20 protein-coding genes are annotated in these 26,097 nt (G+C 41.5%); 6 read left to right on the top strand and 14 right to left on the bottom strand.

Annotation, left to right across the window (positions count from 1 at the left end; genetic code table 11):
• Positions 1–18 precede the first annotated feature (18 nt).
• A complete protein-coding gene (locus LV85_RS13465; RefSeq protein ID WP_111320272.1) occupies positions 19–867 on the top strand; it encodes an OmpA/MotB family protein in 849 nt (282 codons plus the stop codon).
• Between the two features lie 215 nt (positions 868–1,082).
• Positions 1,083–1,499, top strand: a complete 417-nt coding sequence (locus LV85_RS13460) for a GxxExxY protein (RefSeq protein ID WP_111320270.1) — start codon at positions 1,083–1,085, stop codon at positions 1,497–1,499.
• A 150-nt stretch (positions 1,500–1,649) separates the two neighbouring features.
• Here the strand turns inward: LV85_RS13460 and LV85_RS13455 are convergent, their stop codons facing one another.
• From LV85_RS13455 to LV85_RS13425, 7 genes are all read right to left on the bottom strand, one after another.
• Positions 1,650–2,999 carry a TolC family protein gene (locus LV85_RS13455; protein WP_111320268.1) on the bottom strand — a complete coding sequence of 450 codons (1,350 nt, stop codon included), beginning with the start codon at positions 2,997–2,999 and terminating at the stop codon, positions 1,650–1,652.
• The gene (locus LV85_RS13450; RefSeq protein ID WP_111320266.1) at positions 2,977–3,660 is read right to left on the bottom strand and encodes an ABC transporter ATP-binding protein; all 684 of its coding nucleotides are present in this window, start codon (positions 3,658–3,660) and stop codon (positions 2,977–2,979) included. Before LV85_RS13450 ends, LV85_RS13455 begins: the two co-directional genes overlap by 23 nt.
• A 76-nt stretch (positions 3,661–3,736) precedes the next feature.
• Positions 3,737–6,136, bottom strand: a complete 2,400-nt coding sequence (locus LV85_RS13445) for an ABC transporter permease (protein WP_111320264.1) — start codon at positions 6,134–6,136, stop codon at positions 3,737–3,739.
• Positions 6,137–6,489: 353 nt separating this feature from the next.
• Positions 6,490–7,839 carry a Gfo/Idh/MocA family protein gene (locus tag LV85_RS13440; RefSeq protein ID WP_111320262.1) on the bottom strand — a complete coding sequence of 450 codons (1,350 nt, stop codon included), beginning with the start codon at positions 7,837–7,839 and terminating at the stop codon, positions 6,490–6,492.
• A gap of 28 nt (positions 7,840–7,867) precedes the next feature.
• The gene (locus LV85_RS13435; RefSeq protein ID WP_170125621.1) at positions 7,868–8,533 is read right to left on the bottom strand and encodes a 3-keto-disaccharide hydrolase; all 666 of its coding nucleotides are present in this window, start codon (positions 8,531–8,533) and stop codon (positions 7,868–7,870) included.
• Between the two features lie 386 nt (positions 8,534–8,919).
• On the bottom strand, positions 8,920–11,337 hold the full coding sequence (locus tag LV85_RS13430) for an ABC transporter permease (RefSeq protein WP_111320260.1): 2,418 nt from the start codon (positions 11,335–11,337) through the stop codon (positions 8,920–8,922).
• Between the two features lie 222 nt (positions 11,338–11,559).
• Positions 11,560–14,004 carry an ABC transporter permease gene (locus LV85_RS13425; RefSeq protein WP_111320258.1) on the bottom strand — a complete coding sequence of 815 codons (2,445 nt, stop codon included), beginning with the start codon at positions 14,002–14,004 and terminating at the stop codon, positions 11,560–11,562.
• A 391-nt stretch (positions 14,005–14,395) separates the two neighbouring features.
• On the opposite strand from LV85_RS13425, the gene LV85_RS13420 reads away from it, so the two are divergent.
• Together LV85_RS13420 and LV85_RS13415 are read left to right on the top strand one after the other, a co-directional pair.
• Positions 14,396–15,661: a sulfite oxidase gene (locus LV85_RS13420; RefSeq protein WP_111320256.1), complete on the top strand. Its 1,266-nt coding sequence runs from the start codon at positions 14,396–14,398 to the stop codon at positions 15,659–15,661.
• A 5-nt stretch (positions 15,662–15,666) separates the two neighbouring features.
• Entirely contained in the window at positions 15,667–16,179 is a 513-nt protein-coding gene (locus LV85_RS13415) for a hypothetical protein (RefSeq protein ID WP_111320254.1), read from the top strand.
• On the opposite strand, the gene LV85_RS13410 is transcribed toward LV85_RS13415, so the two are convergent.
• From LV85_RS13410 to LV85_RS13400, 3 genes are all read right to left on the bottom strand, one after another.
• Complete coding sequence (locus tag LV85_RS13410) at positions 16,176–16,730, bottom strand: GRAM domain-containing protein (RefSeq protein WP_111320252.1); 555 nt, start codon at positions 16,728–16,730, stop codon at positions 16,176–16,178. The two genes, LV85_RS13415 and LV85_RS13410, sit on opposite strands and share 4 nt — an antisense overlap.
• 11 nt (positions 16,731–16,741) lie before the next feature.
• Positions 16,742–17,209 (bottom strand): nuclear transport factor 2 family protein, encoded by a 468-nt coding sequence (locus tag LV85_RS13405; RefSeq protein ID WP_111320250.1) that lies wholly within the window; start codon positions 17,207–17,209, stop codon positions 16,742–16,744.
• An 81-nt stretch (positions 17,210–17,290) separates the two neighbouring features.
• Positions 17,291–18,178, bottom strand: a complete 888-nt coding sequence (locus tag LV85_RS13400) for a zinc-dependent peptidase (RefSeq protein ID WP_211318415.1) — start codon at positions 18,176–18,178, stop codon at positions 17,291–17,293.
• Between the two features lie 407 nt (positions 18,179–18,585).
• On the opposite strand from LV85_RS13400, the gene LV85_RS13395 reads away from it, so the two are divergent.
• Positions 18,586–18,957 (top strand): single-stranded DNA-binding protein, encoded by a 372-nt coding sequence (locus LV85_RS13395; protein WP_111320248.1) that lies wholly within the window; start codon positions 18,586–18,588, stop codon positions 18,955–18,957.
• A 154-nt stretch (positions 18,958–19,111) separates the two neighbouring features.
• Here LV85_RS13395 and LV85_RS13390 read toward each other — a convergent pair whose 3' ends face one another.
• From LV85_RS13390 to LV85_RS13380, 3 genes are all read right to left on the bottom strand, one after another.
• A complete protein-coding gene (locus tag LV85_RS13390; protein ID WP_211318414.1) occupies positions 19,112–20,344 on the bottom strand; it encodes a cyanophycinase in 1,233 nt (410 codons plus the stop codon).
• Positions 20,345–20,458: 114 nt separating this feature from the next.
• Positions 20,459–20,557, bottom strand: a complete 99-nt coding sequence (locus tag LV85_RS22480; protein WP_111320246.1) for a type II toxin-antitoxin system HigB family toxin — start codon at positions 20,555–20,557, stop codon at positions 20,459–20,461.
• Positions 20,558–20,603: 46 nt separating this feature from the next.
• A complete protein-coding gene (locus LV85_RS13380; protein ID WP_111320306.1) occupies positions 20,604–20,840 on the bottom strand; it encodes a DUF1059 domain-containing protein in 237 nt (78 codons plus the stop codon).
• Between the two features lie 688 nt (positions 20,841–21,528).
• Here LV85_RS13380 and LV85_RS13375 point away from each other — a divergent pair.
• Positions 21,529–23,835: a GH92 family glycosyl hydrolase gene (locus tag LV85_RS13375; RefSeq protein ID WP_111320244.1), complete on the top strand. Its 2,307-nt coding sequence runs from the start codon at positions 21,529–21,531 to the stop codon at positions 23,833–23,835.
• A gap of 217 nt (positions 23,836–24,052) precedes the next feature.
• Here LV85_RS13375 and LV85_RS13370 read toward each other — a convergent pair whose 3' ends face one another.
• Entirely contained in the window at positions 24,053–26,050 is a 1,998-nt protein-coding gene (locus tag LV85_RS13370; protein ID WP_111320242.1) for a M1 family metallopeptidase, read from the bottom strand.
• Between the last annotated feature and the right edge of the window lie 47 nt (positions 26,051–26,097).

The following is a 26,097-nucleotide window of genomic DNA, read 5'->3' as shown; positions in this document are numbered from 1 at the left end:
AATACAAAGAAATCAACTATGAAAAAATCACTTGTAATAACAGGACTTTTGAGCGCCACGATAATGGTGTCTTGTGTTTCTAAGAAAAAATACACTGAACTGGAAGGCAACCTGTTTAGAACTCAATCTGAACTAGCAAGCACCGAGCAAGAAAAAGCTGAGCTAGAAGAGAAGATGCAAATCATCGAAAATAGAGTAGCGGAGTACAACTCAAGGATCAACTCTCTACGAGACACCAATGATGCCCTGACTATGCAAAATGATGGGATGCTTAGCCTAGAAGGAGCGACTGTCATGTCTAAAAACTCCAAAGAGAAAATGAAGCAAACTCTAGCCAATGTAGATCAGGATAAACTAGCTCAAGCACAAACGCTAGAAGATTCTGTGAACTTGGCAGTTGAATATAATTTGAAGAAAAACATCACCGAAACCACGGTTGATGGCGAGGAAGATGATGTCAATATTAGCATTGATCAGACAGTAGTAATGATCTCTGTGTCTGACAAATTGCTTTTTAATACTGGTAGCTATAGAATCAATTCAAAAGCTGATCCTTTACTACAGAAATTGGCTGAGGTGATCAATGCCGAACCAAGCTTACAAGTAATGATAGAAGGACATACCGATCCTAGAACAATTTCCACTGGAGTAGTTCAGGACAACTGGGATCTATCTGTGAAAAGAGCAACTAGTATTGTAAGAAAGCTTCAAGAGCAATATAATGTAGCTCCTGAGAAAATGATCGCTGCGGGTAGAGCTAGCTATATGCCACTTGTGGATAATGATACTCCTGAAAACATGGCAATCAACAGAAGAACAAAAATCGTGTTGATCCCAGATTTGGACATGTTCTTCGCGATGCTTTAACAGCTAAAAACCACCAAGTTGCTTTAACCACCACAACCCAAAAGCAGGCTCTAGAGCCTGCTTTTTTTGTTTTTTTAATAACTGATGAGGGAAGGAAGAATTACTCGAATGGTACAATTCCAACTCATAATAAAGGAATTATAACTCCCCCCAACTTACCAGCAGTTTGATGCAGCTAAATATCTTTTAGAAAATTCCTATCTTTTAGTAAAAAGATGAGATTAACCCAAAAAACAATTGACAACCTCTCATACCAAATCATTGGGGCAGCAATAGAGGTCCATAAACATTTGGGTCCGGGTCTTTTAGAAAGCATCTATCATAAATGCCTTGCAATAGAATTAGGAAACAAAGACTTAAAATTCACAAATGAATTAGTGATCCCTATCGAGTACAAAGGTCACTTTTTAGACACCCAACTTAGATGCGACTTTTTGGTAGAAGAACAGATAGTAGTAGAAATAAAATCTGTATCTGAAGTCCTTCCAATTCACCATGCACAGATCATTAACTATCTCAATTTATTAAAAGTACCGAAAGGAGTACTTATAAATTTCAACGTTGTAAATATTTTTCATCATGGTCAGAAGACATTCATCAATAACCACTATGAGATACTTGATAGAGAATAGCCTTATAAGAAAAGTAACATACTGTTTTTCAAAAGTAATCTCTTAAGGGAACTGAAAAATAAAAACCACATAGAAACATAGAAAACATAGCTGCAGGAAATCTGAGCATTTACTATGAAATCTATGTGGCTATGTGGTTAAAAGAAAATCCTACTCCAAGACCTCCAGCGTACCCAAGGCATGCTGCATCAAGACTTCTTGGAAGAACAAGGTGTATACAGCCTGAGCTTGATCTGCTTGAGCACTCACCAATTGTTGGTTGGCAGTTGCCAAGTCCACAAAATTGGAAACGCCTAATCTAAATCGTTCGCTGATTGCATTTTGAGCTTCTGTAGCTGCCAATACCTGAATACCGGTATTCCCCTCTTTTTTCACAGCAGCCATATAATTCAGATAAGCCAGTTTCACATCTTGGTAAATTTTTCTATTCACCGATTCCTTCTGCAAAATCTGGTTTTTATACGCCACTCGACTTCTACTGACGTCTAGTCTTGTTTGGAAATTATTGAAAATCGGTATCGTTAGGCTTATTCCAAGGGTGTTTTGAGGATAAACCTTAAGAAGCTGATCCTGTAGATTTCTATCATCCAAGGAAGTAAAGAAGGTGTTATAATTATAAAATGCACCAAGTCGTGGATAGTACATCGCTTTGATCGCCTGCATATCCTTTTTGAAAGAAGTTACCAAAAGCTCCTGCTGCGTACCATCTGCACGGTTTGCCTGCGCTATATCATACAATTCCGGCATACTCATTCCTTCATACCTCAAGTCACCTGTCCTCGGGTCAACAGACTCCAAAACAGGGATCACGCCTGCTTCCAACTGCAAATATTCTGAAAGGTCCCAAACATCATTCTGGTATTGCAATTCAGCATCCACCAAGACGGATTCTAGTCTCGCTACCTCGGATTGTTGATTGTACTTATCCGACATAGTTCTCAGACCTGCCTCTAAGAAACCCTCGATTTGGCGTAATAGCTCCTGCTGATTCTGCAGATTCTCCTTAGAAATCCTTACCAATTCATCATCCAACAATACCTGAAGATATCGCCGAGCTACATCAAACATCACCTGCTGAGAAGCTCTATCTAAGCCTTTTCCTCCAGCTTCATACGCCAGTTTAGCAGACTGCGTATCGAGAATTCTTCTACCTGAATTGAAGATGGGCATACTCATATTCAGTCCAGCATTGACCACCTCATTGGTCACGTTGGTCACGACTATCTCCCCCTCTATCTGCTGAAATTGCTGTCCAGATTGCTGGGAAAATGAGCTACTGACATTAGCGTTTGGCAGATGTGAAAGGAGAGCTGATTGTTTTTGTACCTTTAGCACTTCCATATTATTCGCTTGGGTTTGGTAGGCTACATTTGCTGCCAGTGCCAAATCCACCGCTTGTCGGAAGTTAATTCTCAGCGTATCCTGTGCTTGAATAGTCCCAGCTATTAGGATTGCTACTCCTAGTGTTATATACTTTTTATACATGGATAATTGCTTCATCTTTTTCTATTTTACCATCCAGCATATCAATCAATCGTGTGCCGTAATCTGCATTTTCACGTGCATGGGTAGCCTGAATAATGGTAGTTCCTTCACGATGCAATTCCTGAAATACTTCCATAATTTCTTTGGCCTGTCCAGAATGTAAATTCCCCGTAGGTTCATCGGCAAGCAACACGCGTGGTTTACCAGCCACTGCCCTAGCGATACCGACTAGCTGTTGCTGACCTCCAGAAAGTTGTGCTGGAAATAGATCCTTTTTTGCCACCATATTAAATCGATCAAGGAGATCCGCAATAATACTTTTACGCTCATTGGAAGATACTTTTCGATACAAAAGAGGCGTTTCTATATTTTCGTAGACAGTCAATTCGTCGATCAAATGATACGCTTGAAAGATGTAACCAAATTCGCTTTTGTGAAGCGCCGCACGCTCCCGGTCCTTCATGGATTTGATATTTCTATCACCGAAAAGATACTCCCCATCATAGTCCTCATCCAGCAAACCAAGGATATTCAACAGCGTGGATTTCCCTGCGCCACTTGGCCCCATGAGAGTAATAAATTCACCTTCGTTAATCGTAAGATCTATTCCTTTAAGTATAAACACACGTTGAAATCTTGATTCTATGTATTTATCTAGGTCTTTAAGTTGTATCATTAATGTATTGGAAGATTGTAAAATTGAAATATTGGAAAACTATCCATTTCTAATTTTTCATTATAAATTTTAAATTCTATTCACTCTTTAAGGTCTTTGCGGGATTCACTCTATACACTTTCCAACTTCTATATCCTATTGTCAATCCTGCTAGCAATAAGACGAGCAAAATCGCCATAATATAAGGCATAGGTGAGAAAGCTACTTTATTGGCAAAAGATTGTAGCCAGGTATCAGCAAACCAAAGTCCAAATCCTATCGCCAGGATTGAGGCTACCAAGAGTAACTTGAAGAAATCCGAGGCCAGCACTGAGACTACGTCTTTTTGGGTAGCACCAAGCACTTTTCTAATGCTGATCTCCCGAGTTCGACGAAGTGCCACGTAAGACACTAAGCCAAATAGCCCCATGCATGCGATGAATACTGCTATGCCCGAAAATAAGGTAAATACTACTCCAACTCGTTCTTCCGAGCGATAAAGTTGTGCATATTCCTGATCTACAAATCGATAATTAAAGGGACGCTCAGGTACAAATTTTTTCCAGACCTCTTCCAAAGAAGTCAGATTGGCACTAGGATTTCCTTCGGGTATTTTCACCAAAAGAACATTGGCATTTCCTGGATCAATAAATATCCCCAACGGACCAATTTTTTCATGCATGGAGTTGAAATAGAAATCACCTACTACCGCTTTGATTCTTGCATCTGAGAAGCCAAAGTTCACGGTTTTCCCTATTGCTTCCTCAGGTTCCCAGCCCATTTCTTTAATGGCTGATTCATTGAGAATGATTGGCAGTAAGGTTTCATTTTCTCGTGTTTCTGATCTAGAAATGTCATTTTCATTGAAATCAGTCCCAGCAAGAATTGCTAGGTTAAGTGTTTTTACAATATCCTTATCCGTGGAGTATCCCGTAATCATAAATTCCCGCTGATTATCTCCTCCTGGAAAGATGGTATATCCTGCCTGAATATGTACTGGCATATCTCCTGCCAGTGCTATAGAGTTAGCAGCTCCAGATCTTAGCATTTCAGACTTCATAGTCTCAGCCACATTTCGCATGTTGTAGTGATAGGTCAATGCTACTACCTGCTCTCTATCGTATCCCAAGCTCACATTCTGCATATGATCCAATTGGCTTTTCACAACAAAAGTAGCTATCAATAGACCGATGGACACAAAAAACTGGAAAACCACTAAGGACTTTCGCACCCATGCCCCTCCACCCATTTTTGTTTTATTTGCCAAGGCTTTGATCGGCTCCATACCTGACAAAATCAAAGAAGGATACATCCCCGCTAGTAAGCCAACGATCAAGATCAACCCGACCATAAAGCCGATTCCAACAGGATTCATCAAAGAATTAGTAATCAGAGGCACCCCGCCTATATCTGAGAATTTGGGTAAAATCAAATACAGACATAGCACACTAAAGACCGTCGCTGCAAAGGTGAGCAACATGGATTCAGAGACAAACTGTCCAAACAACTGCCCACGTCCGGCACCCATTGCTTTGCGAAGCCCAACTTCCTTATTGCGTTCGGTAGCTTCTGCAGTTGCCAGATTCACATAATTGATAATACCTATTGCGATCAGCAGCAAGGCCACTATACCAAAAATATACAAGTAGCGGATATCCGTGCCTGGCTTTATACTGCTTAGAGACTGATCGCCTAAGTGAATATTACTAACAGGCTGAAGATGAAATGAGGTTTTGTAGCCATACTCAGCCAAATCTTTGCCAAGGTATTTTTCCTTGATTTGCTCTACTTTTGACTCAAAAGCTGCCACATCCGTTCCTTGCTTAAGCTTCACATAGGTATAATAATTACTTGGAGACCACTCAGGTTCTTTTCCATGTCGGTGGGATTTAAAGGAGGCCAAAAAGTCAAACTCCATGTGGCTATTGCTCGGAAAATCTTCCATCACCCCAGATACGGTAAAATCCGTCCCTTCTACCTTCAGTATTTTGCCAGTAGCAGATCCAGCATTTCCGAAATAGCGTTCCGCAGTACTCTTAGTCAGCACTATTTGATTTGGTTCCGCCAAAACTTGGGCTGGATTTCCCGACAAAAGCTCAAAATTAAAGACTTTGAAATAGTTTTCATCTGCGTAAGCAAAGGATTGCTCCTCCTGATTCCCCTCACCTGCATCTATTAGCACAGAGGAAAAAATGCTAATGTCAAAAATCAAGGTTCCGGTTTCAACATCAGGTACCTCCTCTATCAGCGTAGGGATCAAGCTAGAAGGTGTTGAGGCTACTAATTGACTTTCACCTTGTGAAACGAATTCCTGATTGAATTTATAAATCCTATCGTAGTCTGCATACATTTTATCGTAGCTCCACTCATGCTGTATATACAGGCAGATTGCCAAAAAACTTACAATAGCTACCGTCAACCCAATAAGGTTGATACCAGTATATAACTTGCGTTTCCGCAAATTTCGAAAGGATATTTTAAGATAGTTTTTCCACATACTATTGCGATTGAAAGATTGGTTATTGTGGTTTATCCTTGAAAATCATTTTTAAAAACTCATTTTATGATATTCCCAAATACCATCTGCGACTGTGACTGAAAACTGTGCCTGATCCAAATTTTCAATTCTACATTTTAAATTCTATTCATTCTTTTCCACTTTTATGCCATAAAAAAATGCCCCTGAATTAACTCCAGAGGCATTTTTACAGGCATTTCCTATTTACTATCTCGAACATTTTTGTTCGCCAGCGAACAAAGACACTAATCAATGTCCAAGTTTCACTTCACAAACTCAATGATCAATTATCAAGGGTCAATAATCAGACTCTTGATACTTAAATCTAGATCCTAGAATTTACGATACTTTCCGTCCAAGAACTCATTAGCCTTCTTCTCAGCAAACTTCGCTTTTTTGCTATCCCAGTGTAGTGTCTCGTTAGGGAATCTACCTGCGATCACACCAAGCAAAATAGTCTCAGTCAATCTAGACGCATAAGAAAATGGTGCACTACATTCATCTTTGCCTAAACAAGCATCAACAAACTGGTGGTAATGCTTATTACTTTCAGCTGCATAATCCTTCACTGGCTTACCCAAGTTGAACGATTCGATGTCCATCTCAACATATTTACCATCCACGATTTTGCGTGGTAATTGCTGGAAGTGTGGCAACAATAATCTGCCTTTTTCGCCCATAAACATGGCACCTTGATCTGGTAATTGGTCTCCATTTGGAAGAACCAAATCATCATGTGCTGCAGGAGCTCCGATTCCATCATACCATACCCACTTCAACGAGTCGGCTGTGTGCTTTGTGCCTGGGAATTCATAAGTCACTACATTATGTGCAGGGAAGCCAAATCCAGTAGGCTCACGACATTCGTTGATGATCGTACGAGGCACATCAAGTTCCAGTGCATTGTAAGGAGTATCAAAAATATGCACCCCCATATCACCTAGCGTACCGCAACCGTAATCCATTACTTTTCTCCAATTGCCTGGGTGATAAAAACCTTCCTTGTATGGACGCTCTGGAGCAGTTCCTTGCCATAGATTCCAGTCCAGACTTGCCGGTACCGGATCAGATCCTTCTGGCTCAGGCCCATCATAACCCCAGTCTTTTGGAGACCAAGCACGTACTGTATGTACCTTACCAATGATCCCAGACTGAATCAATAGAGTTGCCAATTTGTAATCATAAAACGAATGAACCTGGATACCCATCTGAGTCACCAAATTCTTTTTGGCAGCTAGCTCATTCATAGCTCTAGCTTCAGACACGTGATGTGTCAAGGGCTTCTGGCAATAAACTGGCTTGTTCATTTCCATAGCCATCATCGATGCTGGCGCATGGGTATGATCTGGTGTAGATACGATTACAGCATCGATTTGATCGCCCATTTCTTTAAGCAAAATACGGTAATCACTGTATGTTTTTGCATTTGGATGCAATGCTTTGGCTTTCGCCAAATTCGCACTATCCACATCACATAGGACTGTGACATCTACCAATGCATGAGATGAAATCGCAGCCAAATCTGCCATCCCCATACTTCCAAGACCGATATGTGCTGTTCTTAGGCGCTCGCCGGCATTTAACCTAGCCAATAGAGAAGGTGCCAAAGCAGCTCCCAAAATCCCTAAACCGGACTTTTTGACAAAGTCTCTACGGTCAATATTTTCTATTTTTTTACTCATGTTGCTGTAAATTTATTTCTGAGTTATTTTATAATTCTTTGATACTGATATTCTTAAAACGAACTACATCACCGTGACCCAAAAAACCGATATGGCCCGAACTACGCTGCAATCCTGGGTGCTCCTTATGATCTAATGTGCCGTTTTTGCTCGCTTCTAGGTAATCCCCATCTACAATGGTTTCTCCATTCAAGATGATTTTGATATGTGGATGATTCACGATCACTTCCTGGCTATTCCAGTCTCCTACAGGCTTCAGGTAACCACGCTTTGCAGGAATCACGCCATATACTGAACCATGGTACTGATACTCTTGCAAATCGGCGAATTTATCGGCGGTATTATCCAAAATCTGAAGTTCCTTACCCACATAGGCAGCATCTCCTTCTAATGGAGCATGTATGCCAAGACCATTGTTGGCGCCAGATGTGAGTTGAAATTCAAATCGAAGAATGAAATCCCCATATTCCTTCTCAGTAAAGAGATTACCTCCACCCGTTCCTTTGGGATCAATGACGATCATACCATCTTCGGCGGTATAGGAAGTCTTATTGCCTACCCAGCCATCAAGGTTTTCCCCATTGAAAAGGGAAACAAAGCCTTTACTAGAATTGCCTTTCTGCGAACTGCATGAGGATAAGCCCATTGCAAAAGCAAAAAGGGCTAGAAAAAAAACAGAATTTGATTTGGACATGGGAGGTTATTTAAAGCGTTTGATGCATTCAATTCTTAAAACTAGTTTGCAATTTAACGTTTCATGTCAATTTTGGGATAAAAAAACTTAATTAAAAATTTTATTTACTTCTAGGGTTATTTATTGATTTTTTCGGAAAAGATGATGTGCTAAAAGTATGATTTAGTATGTGATTTCAAATAAATGGGAGGATAAGTACGGTGTAGATAGAAGCTTTTTTAAGTAAATCCCCCATCCCTCTTTTGAAAAGAGGGAGTCTCATTAACTGAAACTCAAGATTAAATTTCTTAATGATCAAGTTCCCTCTTAATCTTTGATGCATTATTGAGGCAATTTCCCCTTCTTAAGGGGGTAAGGAGGATTTTAAACTGCAATCCGAAATCGTATCATTCACTCTTCAGCACTTTGGCAGGGTTAGTTTGCGAAGCGACATAAGAATGAACACCGACGATCAATAAACATATCGTCATCACTCCCAAACCTGCTGCTACAAATATCAAGTAAGGCATTTCCACTCGGGTATTGAAGCCATTTAGCCAGTCATTGAGGAAGTAATATGCGGGGAAAACTGCGATTAGGAAGGAAATTCCCACCAAAATCATATACTCTCTAGAGATTAGGAAAAGTATCTGTTGCAGCGTCGCTCCCAACACTTTTCGGATACTAATCTCTTTGGTACGCTGGGCAATTGTAAAACTGGACAGTCCAAATAATCCCAAACAGGAAATCAAAATTGCCAATGCACAGGCAAAACCCAGCACGTTTTTGATCTTCACATCTTCTTGATAGAATCTGTCAATCTGTGTATCCAAGAAATTGAAAGAGGCAGTTTCATAAGGATAAATAGTCAGATAAATTTGCTCCAATCGCTCCTTTGCTGCAGCCAGATTTTGATCAGAACTCAACTTCACATTGATCGACTGGAAATATGCAGGGTTATAGGTAAACAGTAATGGACGGATTTTCTCCCGTAACGTTCTGGAATGGAAATCTGCAACCACACCAATAATCCTCACCTGCTCCTCACTGTAAGTCAGCTCTGACCCTACCGCTGCCTCTAGCGTGGCGAAACCGGCTTCCTTCACAAACTGCTCATTAACCAGAATCTCATCAGCTCTATCTATCGCATCAGTACCTGCCAGCAGCGGGATACCATTCACCTTTACAAATGCTGAATCCACATTCATCACCTGTATATACATCTCTTTTTCGGTCGTGTCCATAGGTATTTTGACATCCGAAGTCCAAAGGCTGGTGGACGATACCAGACTTCCGCTCAGACTCGCACTTTGTACCATAGACTCCTGATTGAAACGTTCCTGAAGTTGAAGCATTTTGTCCGGATCTGACATAAATGGCATCGGCGCATACATCACCGCTTCCTTCTCAAAACCCAAAGGCTGGCTAGTCACATATTTGAGTTGATAGTTTAGTACCAAGACCAGAATGATAAATGCAATGGAAGATGACAATTGAATGACGGTGAGATTCTTTCTCAGAAAAACACCCAAAGAGAACTTCCCGCTTCTGACCATATCGCCTTTCAATGCCCGCTGAGGATCATAGTTTGAAAGAATCAGTGCAGGATAAATACCAGTAATCATGGAGATCAAAACAGGGAACCCTACATAGAAAAGGACATTGTACATGGAGAAATAATCTATGCTGAAATCGTTTGGCAGATAGCTTGCAAACAGCATTCTGATACCTTCTACAAGTGCTAAGGCAAGTATGGTGCTGAATAGAACGATCAAAAATGTTTCAGCCAAGAACTGAGTAATCAGCTGAAGTCGAGTGCCGCCAATAGTCTTTCTTATTCCTACCTCTTTAGATCGACTAATTGCTTGAGCTGTTTCCAGATTAACAAAATTCAATGCTGCCAATACGAGTATGATAAGTCCTATGGAAATCAAGCCTTTTAAGAATACTTTCGAAACGTTGTCATTGGAGTAATTTTGCCCAAAATGCAACTCTGCGAGAGGCTCAGTGAAGAAACTCGTACTATAATCACCATCATCTCCTGCTTCCATGTTTTTAGCGATGAGGGGAATGAATGCTTCATCCAATGATTCAGGGCTTACCCCCTGCGCAAGTTTCACAAAAAGCTGACTACTGGAATTTACCGATCCCCAATCATGCAAACCATACCATTCTATTTGATCTGGTGTCCTGATTGTGCTGTAAGAAATAAAGTCTGTGAACACGAAGTCTGTGTTTTCGGTATAATTGGCTATTACTCCCGTGACTTTGGCATAGATAGAATCCGAATCCACAAACATCAATTCCTGCCCAAGCACATCTGATGCATCAGAACCAGGAAAGTACTTATGCAGACTTTCTTCGGTGATCACTACAGATTCTGGTTGAACCAAGGCTGTTTCAGGATTTCCGGCGAGCCATTCTCTTGGAAATATCTTAAAGAATCCAGGGTCTGCAAAAGTCACATCATCAGACCGTCCAAACACCTTGTCTGTATTTGGCAATGCCACTAAAGCGTCATATAAAGTATAGAGCTTGCCTTTCTCTTCGATCCCAGCAATCTCGTCTTTGATTACTTCACCTAAGGGTCCTGGTGTCCCAGAATTAGGAAAGCTTCCTCCATCACCCCAATCTGTCAGCGTGTTGATGCGAAAAACTCTTTCCTTATCAGGATGAAACTGGTCAAAACTATAGGAATGTGTCACCACATTGAATATCAAAAAGCAGATTGCTATGCCTATTGACAAGCCAAGTATATGAATGCTCGTTCTAAGCTTATTTCTTCGGAGGTTCCTCCAGGCGATTTTGAAGTAGTTTTTCAGCATTTTTTTATAAGATTGAAAAAACTTGTCCGCCGTGGCGGATTGGAATATTATTTTTACTTGTAATAAATCATATCGTCATTGCAAAGGGCACCTATATATCAATCTATTCTCTGATAATTTTGCCCTGAAGCAATCTCTGTAAATCAACTAGAGATTGCTTTGTCGTCGTTCCTCCTCCGCGCTATGACGCTACATCGGCCATCCGGCATCCTACACCCATCATCATTCATCCTTCAGGGTTTTCACCGGATTCATCTGCGTAGCACGATAAGCCTGAGCAGTGACAATCAGTAAGGTGAATGCTATTCCAGCCAAACCTAAAATCGCGAAATTCAGCCAGGATGGCCAGGATTTTATAGCAAACTGTGCGATCCAAGTTTGCATTAGATATAAACTTAAGGGTAAGCCAACCAGAACGCCGATGACTGTTATCATCAGAAACTCTCTATTAAACATCCAGGATATACTGAAGCTGGAAGCTCCCAAAACCTTGCGTATCCCAATCTCTTTCGTCCGGCCAGCGATGCTCAAAGCTGCCATCGCAAATAGGCCCATCGCAGCAATCAGAATCGCAATTCCTGCGGCCATAAATACCATCTTTCCTAAGCGCTCATCCGCCTTGTATTGATTTTCGACCGTCTCATCCATGAAACTGAAGCTAAAGGCTTCCAAAGGAAAAACCCTTTCCCACTCGCTTTCAAGCAAATTTCTAAAAGCCTCAAAGTCATTTCCATTGCCCTTTACCAGCACTTTGGGGTTGGTAGCCGAATTGATCATCAGCATATTAATCCCACTGAAGAAGGTTTCAGGACTTTTTGCCAATACTACTGGCTCGATTTCTTTGTACAAGGAATTGTGATGAAAATCTTTGACCACACCTATTATTTGGTGAGGATTGAAGCGAGTGTTTGGCATCATTTCCCCCAGAGGATCATCCCATTTCATCGCCTTGGCAAAGGTCTCATTAATTACAAAAGCACTGCTATCTGATCCTGGGTCCGGATTGAAATCTCTGCCCTCTGCCATCTCCAACCCCATAGCTTTGATATAATCTCCACCTACGAAATTCACCCGGAAATTGAATTGCACATCCCCGTCTGTAGGAAACCCTGCATCCCAAAAAGCATCATCCCCATAAGTAGCAATGCTGATACCAGCGGATTGCACCTCAGAACGTGCAAGCAAAGCCTGTCTATATAATTCAGCTTGTTGAAAACTCTCAGTGATGGATTTGACAAAGCTAGTGCTGGGCACATCCGGTACATCCACGATTACCACCATTTCCTGATCAAAACCCAAATCAAAGCTTCGAACTGCTTTCATTTGATTGACCATAATCAAGGTGGAGGCTATCAGAAGGAAAGAGATAAAAAACTGAAAAGCTACCAAGCCTTTTCGTAGTGCTTGCTTGCCAAATCGTATCGAAAGATTGCCTTTCAAGACTTTGATTGGTCTCAGACTAGACATGAAAAAGGCTGGGTATGCACCTGCCATAGTTGTAATCAAAAGTACTAATCCAAATAACATTAGGATTTGAACTGGTCCATAAATCAAAGTCAATTCCTTCTCAAAAAGGCTATTGAAGGTAGGAACAAGTAGCTCTGCCAAAAGTAATCCCAAAACCAAGGCTGAGATGGTAGTTAAAAATGCCTCAGTCAGAAACTGAAATACCAATTGGCCAAAGTCTGCACCCATGGTTTTTCTTACGCCCACTTCTTTGGCTCTAGTAGTAGATCGACCGATGGCCATGGTTGTAAAATTGATACAAGCTATCAGCAGTATCAAGAAGGCGATGCCAGCCAGAATCCAGAGTAAGGTAGGCCGGGTAGACTCTATCATTCCCGTATTGGTCTTATCTGTAATGTGCATCTCAGCGATTGGCTGAAGCGTAAACAAGTAAGATCCCTCGGTATATTCTTCTCCTAGCACCTTTTTCATCAAATTTTCCACTCCAGCTTCAATTGTAGCCTTTTCGGAGGGATCATTCAATTTGACATAAGTGTCGCCATAAACTTGAAACCAATTATTTTGACCTTCCTCCGCAATATTAAAGTCCAGGTTTTGATCATTCATCAGCATTTCAAACTGTATACTGGAATTGGCGGGAAGGTCCTCCAAGAGTCCTGACACCTGATATTCCTCATAGTTCTCCCCCATCTTCATCCGGATAGATTTTCCGACAGGATTGGCATCACCAAAGTATTTCTTGGCAACTTCCTCTGTAATCACCACAGCAAACTTGTCTTGTAACACTTGGTCTTTGGTACCCTGAAGCAACTTGAAATTGAAAATCTCCAAGAAATCAGGGCCTACTATTCGGAACTGCTGAGTTTGTGTAGTCTCTTCATCTAGGTAGGCCTGAGCCGAACCACCAATGATTCGAGTAGTATGGGCGACTTGAGAAAACTCATTTTCGAAGGTTGGTGCGGCTATTATCGGAGTAGAAAAAGATGTTTGGGCTTCCCCATCTTCGATCTGATGTCGTTCTAGACGAAAAATCTGCTCGCTATCTTGATGAAAGTTATCAAAGCTTAACTCGAACTGGACAAAAAAGAAAATCAGAATACTGACTCCCAATCCTAAGGTCAAACCGATTAGGTTAATACTCGTGTGTAATTTGTTTTTGGCCAAATTACGAAAGGCGATTTTTAGATAGTTTTTCCACATAACTCAAATGGTTTCAAATAGTAATTACTGCTGTGTGTATGTGTGTGTTGATACTATCTAGAACCGAAAAAGGAATGCAACTCAAATGATTGCTTTTCCCAGATCTATAGTTCTATCAGGATTCTTTCAGAAAAGCTTTCCACTTCCATGCCATTAAAAATGGGCTCAGATGCCACCTATCGCATAGTATTCATCTTAGAAAGAAAATCCCATCGGACATTATTGTCCGCTCGTGGGCAAAATTTATTAAGTGGAATCTATTGTGCAAAAAAATCACAATCACTAGCACCTATGCTCTCTAGCCTTCTTTCGGAAGAAATGATCAGTTCTCAACAGATTAGTCCATAAGATTTTTAATTTTACTTTATCTTACTTTTCAATCCCAAATGACATGTCAAAAACTGACCTGAACCACTCCAATAAGAAAACGATCAACACGCAGGATAGACGCAAATTTTTACAAAAAAGCGTGCTTGCTGCAATGGCAACTGTGTTGGGGGCGGATATTGTTCATGCCTCTTCTATGCCTGAGGGCTATATCCCACTGGCTTTACCTGCTGACTTTGATCCCATGAAAGGCAAAAGTAAGGGGATGATTGTCCGAAATGAAAAGCCCTGGAATGTAGAGCCAACACCGGATTTATTGAACGATGCAGTCACACCTTTTGCCAGCATTTTTATTAGAAACAATGGGCTTATCCCAGAAGACGTTGATGTAAATGATTGGACACTAACAATTGGTGGAGAGTCAGTTACTCAAGAGAAAACCTATACCCTCGAGGAGCTCAAAAAGAAATTCAAATCATACAGCTACCAACTCACCTTGGAATGCGGCGGAAATGGCCGTGCGGGCTTCTATCCTCCAGCCTCTGGCAATCAGTGGGAAGAAGGTGCTGTGTACTGTTCTGAATGGACTGGAGTGAGACTCAAAGATGTACTTGCGGATGTGGGCATAAAATCTGACGCGGTTTACATAGGATACTACGGCAAAGACAAACATCTAAATGGCGACCCAACTAAAGTAGTGATCTCTCGAGGCGCACCAATTGCCAAAGCGATGCAGGACGAAACCTTACTTGCTTGGAAGCTGAATGGAGAGGATATTCCATTGCAACATGGCTACCCTCTTCGGATGGTTTGTGGAGGTTGGCCAGCTTCTGTATCCGGCAAATGGCTACACAAACTAGTCGTGAGAAACCAAGTTCATGATGGTCCGAAGATGATGGGAGATGCCTATAGAGTTCCCAAATATCCAGTGGCTCCAGGTCAGGAAGTTCCTGAAGAGGATATGAAGATCATCGAATCCATGCCTGTGAAATCACTCATCACCTATCCTAAATCAGGTGCAATGTTTGACAAATCCAAAACATTGCATGTTCAAGGACAGGCTTGGGCAGGTGAGCAAGAAGTAAGAGAGATGCAGGTAACTATCGATTTTGGTGCAACTTGGCAAAAATGCTCTCTAAAAAAACCTGCCAATCGACTCGCTTGGCAGCAGTGGTCCATTGACTTAAATTTTCCGCAGGCAGGATACTATGAAATCTGGGCGAAGGCGACCGATGATCAGGGAATCTCTCAGCCTATGGTAATGCCGGGATGGAATCCCAAAGGCTACCTCAACAATGCCTGTCATAGAATCGCGGTGAAAGTAAGCTAATACCTATGAACAACTCAGCTAAAAACAAGTCTACAAGGCCCAAGAAGGAAACCTTACAGCTTTTCAATGTCCTTATTAAATCCACTATAGGCATATTGGTGCTAGTGGTACTACTTGTAGGATTGGTACTTGCCATAGTTTTTCAACCTGAAATCTCAGCTCTACAAAGCGCAGATGCAACTGAAGCAGGGGAATCTGTAGCAAGTCAAGAAGAACCCCTAGATCAGCTTGTTGACGGGAAGGATGTAGCGACAGGATTAATTGCTGGAGAAGGCCTTGAATTGGTCAAAGCAAGTTGCACCGCATGCCACTCTAGTGCGCTTATTCTACAAAATAGATTTACACGTGAGGGTTGGCATTCCAAGATCGTCTGGATGCAAGAAACCCAAGGCCTTTGGGATCTTGGAGATAATGAATCAAAAATTCTGGACTACTTGGCTGAGCATTACGCTCCAGAAGAAGCGCATGGCCGTAGGGCACCGCTTAGCAATATTGATTGGTATGAGCTAAAAGATTAATTAGCTCTGTTTATTTTTTCCTGCAATTTCTCCATCCAAGATGCTCTTTCGGCAACTACAAAATCAAATTCAGAACCATCTGTTGTCAAAATTCTCAAGCCATTGTCAATCAATTTTCCCGTTTTTCTGGCTTGAACATCTGTAATGGTCTCATAAGGAAAATTGGATTGACCAGTACGAATATTGATTTTGTGAGACTTAAAAATCAAGCGCTCATTAGTCAGAAACAGCTTCCCTCCTACGGCTTCCGCACCACGAAATAAGTTGGCTGGCCCTTCTGTTTCAATTTCCTCGCTAGTATTTAGCGCTGGATGAATACTTTTCCCAAGTCTAACTCCGAGGCTATTGGCTATTTTCCCAAAAACATATGGAAAACCAAATGCCATAAAAACCCCAAAGAATAGGCCTTGAAAAATCAAGACATACCAGTCATGAAATTCGCCTTTCCACACATAGTGACTCAGGACAAGCAATACCATAAATAGCCCTCCATTGAGTAGCACTAAACCAGCCTTTTGCCTCCAGTTTATTGGATTGATTTCAGCTTTCATCTCTAGGTCATTTATTTGGTACTTAAGGCATCACAGCCTTCCTTATCGATGGTATAAGATAGATTGATGATCTTCCAAGCTTCATCCTTCTTGACCAAAGTAAAGACATCCACCCCACAGTGTGAGAATTCTCCATTCAGTCTAAATTCATAAGGAACCCAAGCCATCGCCATTCCTGCATGGATTTTTACATCCATGGTTTTTGCTGTTTCAAGATAGGAATTCTTGGAAGGAAAAGACTTCAAATCGTCTTTGAAAAACCTCATACGCTGTATAGCTGGACTTACGGCATTGTTCACTGTCCAGATCTGCCCTTCCATAAAAGCCAGTTCCTTGAGCAATACAGTATCCTGCTTTTCCAAAGATTCGAAAAACCGGTTAACCACTGACTTCACCGCAGCTATATCTGTCTCCTCAGCCTGTTGCGAAAAGCAATCAAAGCTAATGGCAAGAGCGAGGATTAAGAATATGTTTTTCATGGTTTTATTGAGGCTTATTGGTTAATGGAGATTCAATATCAGGATTAAAAATTATAATGAGAAATAGATAATTCACCCAACTCAATCATGACCCATACAGCAGTCCTTGAATTTCTTTCCACTACCACAGGGGCAAGGATCATTTCGCCCAATGCTTCGCTTTAGCTTATTATCGCCGAGCTGACTATTGGCCAGATCAGTTTTGAATACCTGAGAGAACACCTTATATAATTCGGGATGTTTTTCTTTGAAAAGCTTTGGTCGCTCAAAAAAGTACTCACTCGTAACCGCCAAAAACTCCTGCTTATTCGTCGCTCCATAGATATTGATATCACTTTTTCCAGCGAGCATTTCCTTCGTATTCTCAGAGATCAAATGCAGCCAAGGCAGCACCGCCTGATTCTTCATAATTAGATGCGGAATCCCATCAATCTCACCGTCTTGCTTGTCAAATAAATGCACAAACTCATGAATTCCCACATTCATTTTGTCGCTGGCATTATCAAAACCCTGATGCAAGGCTGGTTTGGAAAAAAGTACCACATGATGCATCACGCCACCGGATCCCACCATGCCTGAGATATTTCGGTCTTGCTCGCTGAAATCATATTTCTCAGTAAACAAATCAGGATACAAAAGCACCTCATGCAAAGAACTATACTCCCATTCTGGAAAAGCAAAAACAGGGATCACGGCAGAAGAAGCCACCAACAGACGGTCTTCATCATCCACGCTCGTTTTGATTCCAGTGATTCTCACCCGCCTCAGAAAGCGCTGAACATCCCCTTCAAATATCGCTTTATCCTCCTCATCTAGAGAAGCGTAGAAATTCACTTCCTTGAGTAAATAAAGTTTCCATTTTTCTGGAAAAACTTCTGGCACATCAAAGCCACTTTTGATTTTCTTGGGGCGAAAAAGTAAGAATAGTATTAAGGCAATTAATAATCCGACTAATATTTTTATGATCAAGACTGGGTTGTTTTAAGAGTTAGGGTAAAAGGTAAAATTCAATGCTTTGCCACCTTCTGCTTTTATTTTATAAATCACTCCTTTATTTCCTTCAAAATCAAAGTCTCAATCATATTCTAGTCTCTTTTTTTAAGTACTCTGATAGAAGCTTTGATTTTTTAGATGCATTATAAATTGACATTCGAAAGTTGAAATCCGTAAATCCCGCCATCCTTCTCTAAACTTTTTAAACACCACACCCCCCTCTCAGACCAAAAAAAAGCCACTTTATCCGACAACAAACGAATACTATCGAATACAAACGACTAGCTACCGACTTAGTGCAGTACGATCCCCCACCTTTGGATCATAAGTTTTTCCTCTAGCGAAAACGACAAACAAATTTTCTAACCAAAACAACAAACATCATGAATGCGCTAAGAAACAAAGTACAGCTAATCGGTCACCTAGGAGCCAAAGTAGAACTGAAAAATTTTGAATCAGGCAAGATCCTAGGACATGTAAACCTCGCTACAAACGAGTCCTACAAGAATCAAAAAGGCGAGCGTGTCACAGAAACCACCTGGCACAGACTAGTGCTCTGGGGCAAGAATGCAGAGCTTCTCGAAAAGTTCTCTGACAAGGGTTCTGAGGTAGCCATCGAAGGCAAGATCTCCAACCGTGACTACACCGACAAAGATGGTGTGAAGCGCTACATCACAGAGATCGTAGTAAATGAATTTCTAGTCTTGGGCGAAAAAACAGCAAAAGTATCCGCGGAAGCAGATCTTCCTTTTTGAGAAACGGAAACACCATTATTGAAAGGCTGGGAGTTCGGAACTTCCAGCCTTTTTTTATAGATCAGCTAATCAGGAAAAAACATGTGCTCGGCAGTTTAGGAAATTTCTCAGATAGCTCTGAAGATTTCGATGATCGAAAATCCACCAGAGATTCCTATTCCGAAGTCTTATTAAATCGTTGGTTTAGCCCGTCAATAATTTGATGAGTCTTTTTATCAAAGCCAACAATTCTGCCGGAACTATCTCTTACAAAATGAAACCAAAGTTCTGCATCTGTATCAAAAAACACATCCTTTTCATATGGGTAAATCGGAATGCGGTCCAGCACTAAATCTCGTCTGTATCCTTGAAATTTCAAGGTATCATTCTCAACCAGCATATTATTCCAATAAACTTTACTTTTTTCATACAAGAAATCTCCAACGTACTCTTGTAATTCTTCAGCTGAAATTGCATTGGGTTCTATAAACCTATTTCGCTGTACGCGTCGCTCCTTTAGATTGTATTTATCGCCATTTTTCAAAACATAGAATTTGTTCTTCCCAGTTTCCATCGTGTCAATCTCATTATAATAAGGTGACCAAAAAGTACCATCATAAATAGCTACATACTTATTGCCAATAACTTCAAATTCATCCCCTTGTACTATTATCCCAGTATCCTCATCGATCCCAATCCCCAATAATTCTGGCCGACTTTTCAGCAACTCAAACATATCATATTGCCTGTTGCGGTAGAGATGATGCTGATCAAAGGCCGTATTGGTCACAAAGCCAAAACCGACCTCGGGATCTCCCATGATCTTGTAATTTCCTTCCACATCCCTGCCTCCTCTAACCAAATAAGAACCTTGGATGGACGCTCCTGCTGAATGCCCGCCAATAATACCACCGCGATTCAAAACCTCATTTAATTCAGTGAATGTTTTGGTATTCAAATATGCATCTGCCAATCGCCATTGCCGCCCACCTTCAAGCCAAACGGCTGTGGCGGATTTCAAAGGTTTTACAAATTCATCCGTATCCGCAAGCAGTGAATCTCTTGTGTGCATAAATTGGATATCAGTGAATCCACGTGCTCTAAAATTCCTTTCCAAAATCTTGAATTCCGGATCGTAATTAATCGAGTTCTCATCGAAGGCCGTCGGGATGACAACAAGCCTAGCAATATCTCCACCGGCAAATTCAAAGAACACCTGCCACATTTCATCCGTCATCCCGCCTCCACCAACTAATAAGGCACCATTGCTTGGTCCAATCGATTGACTTTTTGAAGGGGAGGATTGATTCTCTGGGTTTTGGCAAGAAACACCCAAAATCAGAAGAAATACTACTGATAGATTAGAGAAAAAATTAAAGTTGGTATTCCTGATTTTCGATGATCGCAAAATAAAATGTTTAGAATGATAAGTTCTCGCCTGCTGCTCGTCCAACAAGGAAAGTATGGAACTTTCGATCTGGCAAATAGCCAAAACCTTGCCTAAGACAATATCCCAAAGTCTTTAATAGCTTCTCAGAATACTTGCATTTTTATAATGCTTCTTCAATTCATTTGAGTTTTTCCACTCAGCTGCTTTCGCCTCATGATACCAAGCTTTCAATGAACAGTGCTAATGCTGAGTTATGGTGAGTGTTTTTTTTTGGTTCTCAATTCGATGGTAATGCGTCAAACACCTCTCTTTTTTTATCAAACCAATCTTTCATGGCATCAGGAGACTTCATCATTTCTTGCATTTTGCTCATGGCCTCAAGATGTGGCTTGTCGCCCTTTTGGTACATTTCCATACCATGCTTTTTGCTCATCTCTGCAATTTCCTCAAAGGTATCTGCGGTAAACTCCTTATCACAGGCTCCGCCTAATTGAATACAAGTCATAGTTTTCATTATGTAGTGGTTTGGGTTATGGATGAGGATGACGGCTTTGGGAATTTCCATAGGCAGTCTTATTGAGCCAGCTGATCATTCAAATCAAATAGCTCTGCGAAGTCACATTACTGAAAATATAGAACATAATCCATATATGAACAAACAATTCTATTGACCTTCTGAAAGAGGGGAACTTTAGAAAATAATTATATTCTGTATTTTAATTTTAATTTAACCTTTTATTATTGACACTCCAATAGCAGGATTTAGACAGCTCTGCCTATATCATGATTTATACCGCCGATACACAGAATCACTCATAATATTGACAGACTAATTACTGCTCGTGCCTTTGGCACTCTATGGTTCTAATTATTTCCTGACCCCGAATTTCGCTTCGCTGTATTCGGGGTTTTTACCTTTTGTGCCGTTGGCACTAGCTTAGAATAGTAGTTTCTAAACATCTTGTCCAAGGTAAGCTCAGTAGAAACCCAATATGAAATTCTGGGTAAAAAAAATGAAATAAGTCGCAAAGTGCCAAAGTCATTTTCCAACTCTCCCTCTATATCACTTTTACACTAAACACAACTATCGATAACCATACTAGCCCAACGCGCTGAAATCCATTGCGTAATTACCAGACAGCTCAGGTTTGTTTTAAAAAAATTTGAAACTTACTTAAGCTTTCAATTCAATTGACCTCTCCATGAACCTCCGACTCTGCCTAACTTTTCTTGTTTTCCAACTATCTCTAGCCACTTTCGCTCAAACGAACGAATCACCAGCCGATTTGGTAAATCCCTATGTGGACAGCAAAAATTCCCGCTGGTTCTTTTTCAACACGGCTACTAGACCTTTCGGCATGGTCAATCTCAGTCCTGACACAGACACTGGTGGCGCTTGGGGATCTGGATACCGATATGAAAGCGATTCGATCAAAGGCCTGAGTCATGTCCACGCTTGGCAACTCTCTGGAATTTCGGTTTTACCCGTTTCTGATGTGAGCTTGGAAGGAGAAAGAAATTTCGCATCACCATTTTCTCATGACACCGAAATCGTAAAGCCTGGCTACCACCAGCTGATGCTAGATCGCTATGACATCAAAGTAGAACTCACCTCCACCCTACGCACAGGATTTCACAGATATACTTTCCCTACGGATGCCAACCAGCAGGTAATGATCCGATTGGGGGGAATGCTCGGCCCTTCCAATATCATCGACGGGGAGCTAAGTCAGGTAAATAACACGACGCTGACAGGCTATGTGATCAATGGAAGTACAATCAGAAGACCAAATGACACCCCTATCTTTTTTGCAATCAAACTCAATAGAGAGATCTCAGAGATTAGCGGTTGGTCAGAGGATGGAGTCACCTCTATGCTATCTGAGATAAGAGGAAAAGACTCCGGAGCACTTTTGACTTTTGATAAATCTAAGGAGGAACTGCTGATGAAAGTTGGGATTTCCTATGTAAGTACAGAACAGGCCATGCTCAATCTGGATACGGAATTGGCGCATTGGGATTTTGAGAAAATTCGTAAAGAATCTTTCGAAGAGTGGAATAGCTACTTAGGAAGGATCAAAGTAGAAGGAGCCACGGAAAAGGACAGAAGAAGATTCTATACGGATCTGTTTCATGCGCTACAAGGGCGAAGAACGATCTCAGATGTAAATGGAAAATATGCTGACCTTACGAGCGGAACTCACCTGACTAAGCAAATCCCTCTGGATGATTCCGGCAAACCTAAATTTAGGCACTTCAATTCAGATTCTTTCTGGGGAGCTCAATGGACGATCAATACGCTTTGGCACTTGGTATATCCAGAGATCACCGAGGAGTTTGTGAATTCCATGCTACGTTACTATGTGGATGGTGGCCTGATACCTAGAGGTCCTTCTGGCGGAAACTACACCTATGTGATGACCGGTGCTTCAAGCACGCCATTTATAGTCAGCGCATACCAAAAAGGCATTCGAGGTTTTGATATTGAGTTGGCTTATGAGGGGTTGAAAAAGAATCACCGACCTGGAGGAATCATGGACAAAGCAGGCTATGAACACAAAACTTCTAAAGGCGGAGGACTATCCTATTATTTGAAAAATGGCTACGTTCCTTCACCAAATCCAGAAGGAACTAGGTTTGGATTTCATCAGGGCGGCCCAAGTTTGACGATGGATTATGCCTATCAGGATTGGACTCTGGCACAATTAGCAAAAGCTCTAGGCGATGGAGCTGGAGAGCAGGAGTTTTTGAAAAGATCAGGGAATTACAGGAACACCTTTGACACAGAATCAGGGTGGATGCGACCAAGAAATGTAGAAGGAATCTGGAAAACCCCTTTTGATGCCTACGAATACGGCGCTGGTTTCAACGAAGCAAATGGAAGCCAAAATACGTGGTTTGTCCCGCACGATTTAGAAGGATTGGCAGAATTAATGGGAGGAAAAGAAAAAGCAATTGAGCGACTGAACATCTCTTTCCAAGAAGCTGAGAAACTTGGCTTCACTTCAGGCACTTCCCATTCTCAGGAAACTCATCCAGAATACCGTAGGGTCCCGATCAATTATGGAAATCAGCCTTCCATTCAGACAGCTTTCGTTTTTCACAAACTAGGAAGACCTGACCTAACTCAATATTGGTCTAGAGCTGTAGTGAAAAGAGTTTATTCTGATTTAAGTCCTGAAAATGGATACAATGGAGATGAAGACCAAGGACTAATGGGAAGTCTTGCGGTGTTAATGAAGATCGGTTTGTTCCAAATGAACGGTGGTACTGAAGCCGATCCAGCCTATCAGATTGGCAGTCCTATTTTCGACAAAATCACCATCGAACTGAATCCAAAATACTACTCTGGCAAGGAATTCATCATCAAGACCGAAGCAAATAGCCCTTCTCATGTCTATGTGAATTCTGCCAGCTGGAAGAATCAAACTCTAGGAAACTTTGAGCTTTCGCATAGCCAGATTACCGGCGGAGGAGAGTTGAAGTTGGAAATGAGTGAAAAGCCATAAACTAGACAGCCTACACGTCTATTAACGATTTCTTTCAATCATCAAACTACTATTTGGCTCTTCAGAGCTTTGCTTTCTATATCTGATCTACGCAATCAATTCCAGCTTCTGAATAAGCAGGAAAACTCTAAGTTGCAACCTCTGCGTATCCTCTGTGAGCTTCGCGGTAAAAAATGACAAAAAAATGAGGCCCTTACGAGCCTCATTTTCATTCAATTTATCTTGGCCAAACATTGTCAGCCTTGTCCTTATCAGGAAAACGCCCATGGGGATCAAGCGTGATTGCTTTGATTTTTCGATCACCAAAATCCATCACCGCATCAAAATTTCTATTTCCATCAAACCAAACCGTCACTGGCCAGGTCACTTCATAGGTAGTAGCGTCAATCATTTTTGCATTAGCCATTTTCTTGATCGCTGTACCTTCTGATTCAAACTCTACTTTCAATACAATCGGAGATGGCATTTCTCCAGCTTGATGTACAGTCACCGTTGTTTTACCATTTGCAGTACTTACATTTTGGATAGAACCTTCTACAGATTCCGTAGTAAACAACCAGTAATACCAGAACCACTCCAGATTTTGTCCCAAAGCATGATCCATAAAGAACATATAATCCCATGGAGACGGATGCTTAAATGCCCAAGTGGCGGTATATTTTTTCATGGCATTGATCACCGCCTCATCGCCTACGATCCCACCAAGCATGGATAGCATAAGTGGCGTTTTGGCATAAGTTTGAAAACCATACATGCTACCAGCATCATTGGCACTCCACATTAGTGGCGCTTCGTCTTCCATTCCACTGATTCGTCCGTAGCTTTGACCTAGGCCATCCAAATTATAATCCACTCCCTTGCTATCTGCTCCAGATAGAATATTCATGTATTGGTTGAAACCCTCATCCATCCAGCCGTAGCGGGTTTCATTGGTACCAACCATCATAGGCCACCACTGATGTGCTACCTCATGATCCGCTGCCCCTTGATTGGAATTGATCACCATAGGATATTCCATACCAGCACTTGGACCGTCCTGTAGGGTTAGCTGAGGAAAAGGATAAGGTGCCCAAAGCTTGGAATAAAACTCCAATGCATGTTTGGTATACTCTCCAGCTTTTTCAAAAAACTGAGCTCTCTCAGGAATGAAAACCATGTAAATCGGTACAGGGCCTTTGCCAGGAATATCCGCTTTGGTCGCTTTCCAGATAAACCTATCTGAAGTCGCCCAAGCAAAATCATTGACCTTATCAGCCACAAAACGCCAGGTAAGTTGGTCTCCAGCTTTCGTTGCTTTTCCAGGACCTTTTTCATCTTCACCCACTAGCGTAACTTCCCCATCAGAGTTCAGGACATTGGCGAATCTCTCAGCCACTGTCGGAGTCAAAACTTCCGTCGGGTTTTGTAAAACCCCTGTTCCTGTTACGATCCATCCTGCAGGCACAGTAAGGGACACATCAAATTTCCCGAAATTATTATGAAACTCCGCGGGACCTAGATAAAGGCTGGTTTCCCATCCTCTCAGATCATCATATTTTGCCAATCTTGGAAACCACTGCGTTGGTTGAAATAAAGTGCTATCAAAACGCTGCGTCATTCTATGACCTCTGCCAGAATCACCCCCCGGCAATTTGGTATGCCAGTCAATTTCTACTTCAGCAGTTGTTCCTGCTTTGATAGGATCCACCAGCATGATGGTTGCTACAGTGCTTTGCAAACCTCTTACACTTAATTTCGGCGCTGTTGCAGGATCATTTCGTCTTCGTTGAGGAGGAGCATTTAAGTCTACAGATTCGCCAGCTACTTTTATAGAAGTCACAATCATTCCTTCAGTATTTTCGGCAGGAACGGAACTTCCACGCGGAACATCTCCTCGGAAAACATTATGATCCAATCGAAGTACGATGGAATTCATATCCTCCTTGCTGTTATTATGCACCAAGATTTTCTCAGATCCAGTGATCGTCTGGGTGGACGGATCCAACGTTGCCTTGATTGTAAAATCGGTTTCTAGCTGCCAATAGTTAGCTCCTGGTTTGCCAGTGAAATTTCTTGAACCTTCTTCGAAAGCCTTACGAATAGAATTCGTCATCGGCACATCTTGCCGTATTGCACGCGAGTCCGTTTCGATGGACGTACGTAGCGGTTTGGTAGTATTTTGCTGCGCAAAAGCTACAGAAGAGCTAAGGAGCAGAAAAAAGAGTATTTTTCTCATATGCTTAGGTGGGTTTTATTCATTTGGAAAACTAAGTTAAAAATCCA

The organism is Algoriphagus chordae (assembly GCF_003254055.1).
Lineage (GTDB): Bacteria > Bacteroidota > Bacteroidia > Cytophagales > Cyclobacteriaceae > Algoriphagus > Algoriphagus chordae.
The sequence above is the reverse complement of the archived record's forward strand: the minus strand, read 5'-3'. Positions and strand labels throughout refer to the sequence as shown.

Coding starts and splice junctions, on each gene's coding strand:
- LV85_RS13465 (WP_111320272.1), top strand. CDS start 19: ATGAAAAAATCACTTGTAATAACAGGACTTTTGAGCGCCACGATAATG.
- LV85_RS13460 (WP_111320270.1), top strand. CDS start 1,083: ATGAGATTAACCCAAAAAACAATTGACAACCTCTCATACCAAATCATT.
- LV85_RS13455 (WP_111320268.1), bottom strand. CDS start 2,999: ATGAAGCAATTATCCATGTATAAAAAGTATATAACACTAGGAGTAGCA.
- LV85_RS13450 (WP_111320266.1), bottom strand. CDS start 3,660: ATGATACAACTTAAAGACCTAGATAAATACATAGAATCAAGATTTCAA.
- LV85_RS13445 (WP_111320264.1), bottom strand. CDS start 6,136: ATGTGGAAAAACTATCTTAAAATATCCTTTCGAAATTTGCGGAAACGC.
- LV85_RS13440 (WP_111320262.1), bottom strand. CDS start 7,839: ATGAGTAAAAAAATAGAAAATATTGACCGTAGAGACTTTGTCAAAAAG.
- LV85_RS13435 (WP_170125621.1), bottom strand. CDS start 8,533: ATGTCCAAATCAAATTCTGTTTTTTTTCTAGCCCTTTTTGCTTTTGCA.
- LV85_RS13430 (WP_111320260.1), bottom strand. CDS start 11,337: ATGCTGAAAAACTACTTCAAAATCGCCTGGAGGAACCTCCGAAGAAAT.
- LV85_RS13425 (WP_111320258.1), bottom strand. CDS start 14,004: ATGTGGAAAAACTATCTAAAAATCGCCTTTCGTAATTTGGCCAAAAAC.
- LV85_RS13420 (WP_111320256.1), top strand. CDS start 14,396: ATGTCAAAAACTGACCTGAACCACTCCAATAAGAAAACGATCAACACG.
- LV85_RS13415 (WP_111320254.1), top strand. CDS start 15,667: ATGAACAACTCAGCTAAAAACAAGTCTACAAGGCCCAAGAAGGAAACC.
- LV85_RS13410 (WP_111320252.1), bottom strand. CDS start 16,730: ATGAAAGCTGAAATCAATCCAATAAACTGGAGGCAAAAGGCTGGTTTA.
- LV85_RS13405 (WP_111320250.1), bottom strand. CDS start 17,209: ATGAAAAACATATTCTTAATCCTCGCTCTTGCCATTAGCTTTGATTGC.
- LV85_RS13395 (WP_111320248.1), top strand. CDS start 18,586: ATGAATGCGCTAAGAAACAAAGTACAGCTAATCGGTCACCTAGGAGCC.
- LV85_RS13380 (WP_111320306.1), bottom strand. CDS start 20,840: ATGAAAACTATGACTTGTATTCAATTAGGCGGAGCCTGTGATAAGGAG.
- LV85_RS13375 (WP_111320244.1), top strand. CDS start 21,529: ATGAACCTCCGACTCTGCCTAACTTTTCTTGTTTTCCAACTATCTCTA.
- LV85_RS13370 (WP_111320242.1), bottom strand. CDS start 26,050: ATGAGAAAAATACTCTTTTTTCTGCTCCTTAGCTCTTCTGTAGCTTTT.